Origin of the sequence: Candidatus Darwinibacter acetoxidans, from assembly GCF_041936445.1 — a bacterium.
Lineage (GTDB): Bacteria > Bacillota > Limnochordia > Darwinibacteriales > Darwinibacteriaceae > DTU010.
The window spans coordinates 1-5,127 of the sequence record NZ_JBHGXH010000233.1; the positions used below are offsets into that span (position 1 = coordinate 1).

Consider the following 5,127-nt stretch of genomic DNA (forward strand, 5'->3'; position numbering starts at 1 on the left):
CTTGCAACTCTTGCTTGACCGCTACCAATTCCGCTTGCGTGGCGAAGTCCTTGCCGTTGATAGTGTTAAGCAACGCCCGGACTTCTTCAAGTTTGGCGTTAGTGGCAAAGTCTTTCGAGTTGATACTGTTTAGCAGAACCCCTGCCTGTTCTAACTTTGCATCTGTCGCAAAATCTTTGCTGTTTATGCTGTTGAGTAGAACTCTAACCTGTTCCAGCGTAGCCTCGGTTGCCGGCGACACGATATTACCACTAGCGTCTTTGAGCGTCGCAAAAGGTGCTCCGTGTTGACCCTCTACGGGAGCGTACTCGTCCACCCCAGGCTTCTTGTACTGTGGTTTGGGCGATGCCAGTTGACCTGTTGGAGGATTGCCCTCTCTCAAAAGTTGATCCATATTATCCCTCCTAATACCACCTTGGTCTGTAGACCAGGGTTATTGGTCTATTTGTCGTGATTTGGTTTTCGCCAGGCAACAACGCCCAGCTGTGTAAGACCCAGTCATCGTCTATAAGGTCAACGCGGTTGGCTCCATCAACCGTGACCGACATATTGCGCTCGTCACAATCCACCTCAATCACACCGGTTGCGCCCGCCACTACAAACTCCCTGCCTGTGAGCGCATTGCTTACCACAAGGCTCGATACACTGCCCGCTGTCGTGATGAGAGGGTAGGTTGGAGCTGTGCCCTCCACCGTGATTGTTTGGGTACCCGACACAGTGACCGTCACCTCTTGCCCATACCAGTACGGGTCAGGTGCAACCATCGGTATCTGCAGCGCCAGTTCCGCCCCGCGGTCGATCCAGTCCTGGGGAGCGCCAAGGGGGTAAGAGATAAGGCATCGGTCATGGTGATGCTCCCTGTATGCCTCGATGGGCGGGTGCATCAAAAACGCCAAGAGCGCATCAAGGTCTTGCCTGATACGCTCTTTGTCACCTGGATGATAAATACGACCCTCTAAGCTAAACTGTCTGGGCTCAATGGTAGAAGTGCCCGTGACTACCGCCCCGTGTTTGCCGACCAAGTGCTGAAGGGGCACCCGTAGGCTAAATGGCACCAGTTTTAGGGTTATCGTCTCCGGCAATAATTTTTCTGCACCTAATGCGTTTGCTAATCTTATCACCTGCCACCCCTCCCTCTTACACCAAAATTGATCCGGCGTGCCATTTCGCGCTCGATTGCGTCTAGCATGTCTCTGCTTAGCTCGGTTGCGCTTGTGCCCGAGCTGTTGATAACAATGGAGCCGGGTTCAAACGTCACGCCGCCAAACGCACCCGGACCCGCTGCAGCGAATTCGAGAGCACCGAAGTCCGGCAGCCGCCGATCAAGGATGTTGCGGATGTCTTGAATAGGTGAGATGATCTGGCCCAGATGAGCCAGGGGACTCAGAAGGTCGATGAACAGGTCCCTGGTAGGCCCGGTTATCTCAGAAACCTGACGGCCCACGGTGCCCCGGTGCTCTCTGTCACCCTTCTCTCCGTGACCGTACTCGTCCATCTCGATCTTGTAATCGGCCAAACCCGCAAACGGCCTCCAGCCGAAAATGGAGATTCTCGCCAAGAGGTCAATGACCGTGTTCCATACCTGAGCTATGAACTTGACTATCGGGAGCAAGATGTTGTCCAAGAGGACAACGAATGGCTTCATCACCTTGTTGAGGATTTCCATCGCAAGGGCGAAGGATTCGGTTTCCATGAGGATGGTCAGAAACGCATCTAACCAGTTGCCGGAAGTTATGGCTTCGGCAAACTCAAACATCGTTTGACCAGCATTATACACAGCTGTCGTAAACCTATCCATCGGGTCGTCGATTTCCTTTAACCTGTCGCGCAAACCTTTGGACAGGCGAGCCATAAACCCACTTGCTTCGGCTTCTGGATCGCTACCGCCGCCCATCAGGGCGTCGAGTTCTTCCTGGAATTCATCCAGTTTGAAGAGGGCTTCTTCGGCTTGGCTGACAAGGTCCATAACGTAACCAATGGCTTTGTTAATGGGCTCCCGGATTTCCTCCGGCACTTTTTCCCAGATGGTCGAGAAGAGTTCTCTGATCTTCTCAAGCGCCGTGGTGAGCTTCGATTTACCCTCATCTAGGCCCTCGACAACGCCCTCAGTCCACGCCTCCATGATGGCTGCGCCGCCCTCGTCTATATCGGAGAGTGGACCTTCTGGTGGTGGAGAGGTACCAACCATATATCTGGCCACAATGCCCGCGATCCACTCGACTGCGGCCTCAACGTCTCCGGCCTTGTCATAGATGGCGCCGATCCAGGCATCCATGACCCGCTCATTTCCGGCCCGGAACTCCTGAGCCAGCTCGTCAAACCCCACAAGAGCCAACACATTGGGGACCCAATTCCGATTGAGTTCGTGCGCCTCTGGGGGCGAGAAGTGGGACCCCAGGTAGGCAATGAACATGGACTGGATTTCAGGCCCAACCTCGTCAAAGGTCTTTTCGCCCAACTCGGGGAAGCGGGTCTTGAACCATCTCCAGTAGTGCTCGACTGTGGTTTGTGCTGCCGCTCTCCAGTACGCCTCACTACCCACTTCGAGGCCAGCAGCCAGTTCTTCAAACCTGGCCTGATCTATTTCACTGCGGTACTCTACACCACCCTCGAATCCAGTCATACCATAGGGCACCCTGGCCCCCGGTCCGCCTTCTGCTCGATAGATGGCGTCCAGCAGCTCCTGGAGTGTGACTGCCCCCTCGATCGCCTCATCAATAGCATCGATAGTCTGCTCGATCAAGGGTAGCCCCAGAGCCTTTCGGATCTCGTTCTCGTCCACATCCCAGATCCGGGCATACATCGCAGTATACTCGCCCCACAGCTCCTCCGGGTGCTTCATGACCTCTGCGATGGCATACTGCAGGTTTTCGGCATACTCTTCTTCGGGAGTTAGCCCCATGTCGATCCCAGTGATACCTAGCAACTCCCTGAGCCAATCCAGACCTTTAACTGTCCACTCCCAAGTCGTCTTTACTGTGTCGTTAATCCACGGCCAAGCGGTTTCGTAGATCCAGGAGATGAACGTGTCGAGTGCCCCAACGGCCCAAGACCAGAGAGTCTTGGCCCCATCTGAAATCACAGGCCACGCCGTTTGGTAGATCCATGTCACGAACTTGTCTATATATCCCTTAGACCAGCCCCAGATGGTGGATATGCCATTGACGATGAAGCCCCATTGGGCATAGAGCCACTCGACAAAGCTGTCCCATTTGCCTTTGGACCAGCTCCAAACTGTGGAAGCCCCATCCTTTATAACCGGCCAGGCAGTATCCTTGATCCAGGAAATGAATGTGTCAACGGTTCCTGCGAGCCAAGACCAGGTAGTCTTCGCAACCCCGTCGATGTAAGGCCAAGCCGTATCCTTGATCCATTCAATGAACTTTGACACTGTTCCCTTGGCCCAGTCCCATGTTGTCTCCACAGTGTCATTTATCCAAGGCCAGGCTGTTTCTAGCAACCACTCCAGGAACTTCGACAGAATCTCTGTGGTCCAGTTCCAAATGGTCTCAATGGTCTGATGGCCCCACTCGATGATGGCATCGATAACGGGCTCGATCTTTGCCCATGCGTTTTCAACCGCCGTGCGTATACCTAACCAATCACTTTCCCAGGCCAGGTACAGCGCTCCGATTGCAGCAATTATCAGAATGGGTTTGCTGGTCAAGATGTTAAAGATTGCTCCCAATGCTCCTATGATTTTGCCCGTGACAATCATCGTGGTGCCTAGAGTGACTAGTACGCCTAACACGCCGGCGATGGCACCGCCGAACATGACAACCTGACGGACCAACTTGGGGTTCTCTTTGATCCACTTGCTGGCACCGACTACGATATCCGTAAACCACTTAGCAATATTGATAAGGGGTGCCTGTAGTTCACTCCCAATGGTGCGACTAAAGCCACCCATGGCGCGCCCCAGATCATCCATGGTGTCGCCAAACAGCTCGCTCTTCCGGGCAGCCTCCTCGTCCATCACAATGCCGAGATCATGGGCTCGCTTGCGCAGCTCCTCGATAGCTTCCGAACCGCCGCGAATGGCAGGCATGAGTTTCCTCGCTACGCGGTTCCCAAAAAACTCCGAGGCAAGCGACGCCTGCATCTGGGCGTCATCCATTTGGGAGAGGGCCTCGACGATCTGCATGAAACTCTCTTCGGTGGTGACGGCGCCCTTGTCTAGATCATCAAGGCTAAAGCCCATCTGCTTCAGCGTCTCGCGATATTTCGCGTTCCCGCGCCGGGCTTCACCCAGTCGGCGGTTGAGGTTACCAATGGCCATTTCAAATTGTTCGGTAGCTACACCGTTCTGCCCAAGTGCGTATTCGAGTTCTTGATATGCCTCCACGGACAAGCCGATCTCTTGGGATGCTTTGGCAACTCGGTCGCCATAGTCGGCGGTGGTCTTGGCCAGGCCAAGCATGGCCGCTTTTAGGGCGGCAAGAGGGACGCCTGCGAGCTTGGTCATCTTACTACCGACGTCCGTCAGGCGTTTGCCGAGCTCATCGCCGAACTTGATCGCGGCTTTGGTCGTTTCTTGGAGAGTCTTGCCGACGTCTGTGGCCTGCTTTTCGGTGTCCCGAAGGCTCTTGTTAGCCTTCTCGTTCTCTATGAAGATAGAACCGAAGAGTCTAAAAATCTCCATACCCTCACCGCCCTTTCTCGTAGGCCTCGACCACGGCCAGCATTTCTTTCATGATTTCTTCAGAAGACTTATCACTGTACTTGATGTGGGGCTTCAAGAGCGTTCGTTTAAATTCGTTATATGACTTAAAGCCAACCAACCCAGTCGCCATTAACGGATACGTTCCGCTCCATAGCTCCCAGACTGTTTTTTCTTGCTCCGCCTCCATCGCGTGTTTGATATACTTTGCCGCAATGGATATAGGTAGCCCCTTGATTAGAGACGCATCATACGTCTTGGATAATAGCTCTGCTATTCTTGGACTTGGGACGTAACAGCAGAAGATAAAAAATCTTTTATGCCCTCGGTTTCGCCTAACTCTTTGATAAATTCCATCAGGTTAACAGCCTTAGCCTCTTTAACCGTACAGCCCTTGACTTCGGCTACCAGGTCGTAAATTTCCGTCTTTGCTCGGTGGGCTTTGGCAAGCACTTGCATCATGAGAT

Annotated in this window: 4 protein-coding genes; all 4 read right to left on the reverse strand. The window is 53.6% G+C overall.

Going from position 1 to position 5,127, the window contains the following annotated elements; translation table 11 throughout:
• Window positions 1-394 (reverse strand): hypothetical protein (locus tag ACE4YL_RS08685; RefSeq protein ID WP_461369534.1); only part of this gene is annotated, 394 nt, incomplete at its 3' end.
• Window positions 395-404: 10 nt separating this feature from the next.
• A complete protein-coding gene (locus tag ACE4YL_RS08690) occupies window positions 405-1,121 on the reverse strand; it encodes a phage distal tail protein (protein WP_461369535.1) in 717 nt (238 codons plus the stop codon).
• Entirely contained in the window at window positions 1,118-4,642 is a 3,525-nt protein-coding gene (locus tag ACE4YL_RS08695; RefSeq protein WP_461369536.1) for a phage tail tape measure protein, read from the reverse strand. The genes ACE4YL_RS08690 and ACE4YL_RS08695 overlap by 4 nt, the downstream gene beginning before the upstream one ends.
• A gap of 291 nt (window positions 4,643-4,933) precedes the next feature.
• Window positions 4,934-5,127 (reverse strand): hypothetical protein (locus ACE4YL_RS08700; RefSeq protein WP_461369537.1); only part of this gene is annotated, 194 nt, incomplete at its 5' end.

Bases quoted from the DNA above. Each gene is read 5' to 3' on its own strand.
- ACE4YL_RS08695 (WP_461369536.1), bottom strand. From the start codon at position 4,642: ATGGAGATTTTTAGACTCTTCGGTTCTATCTTCATAGAGAACGAGAAG.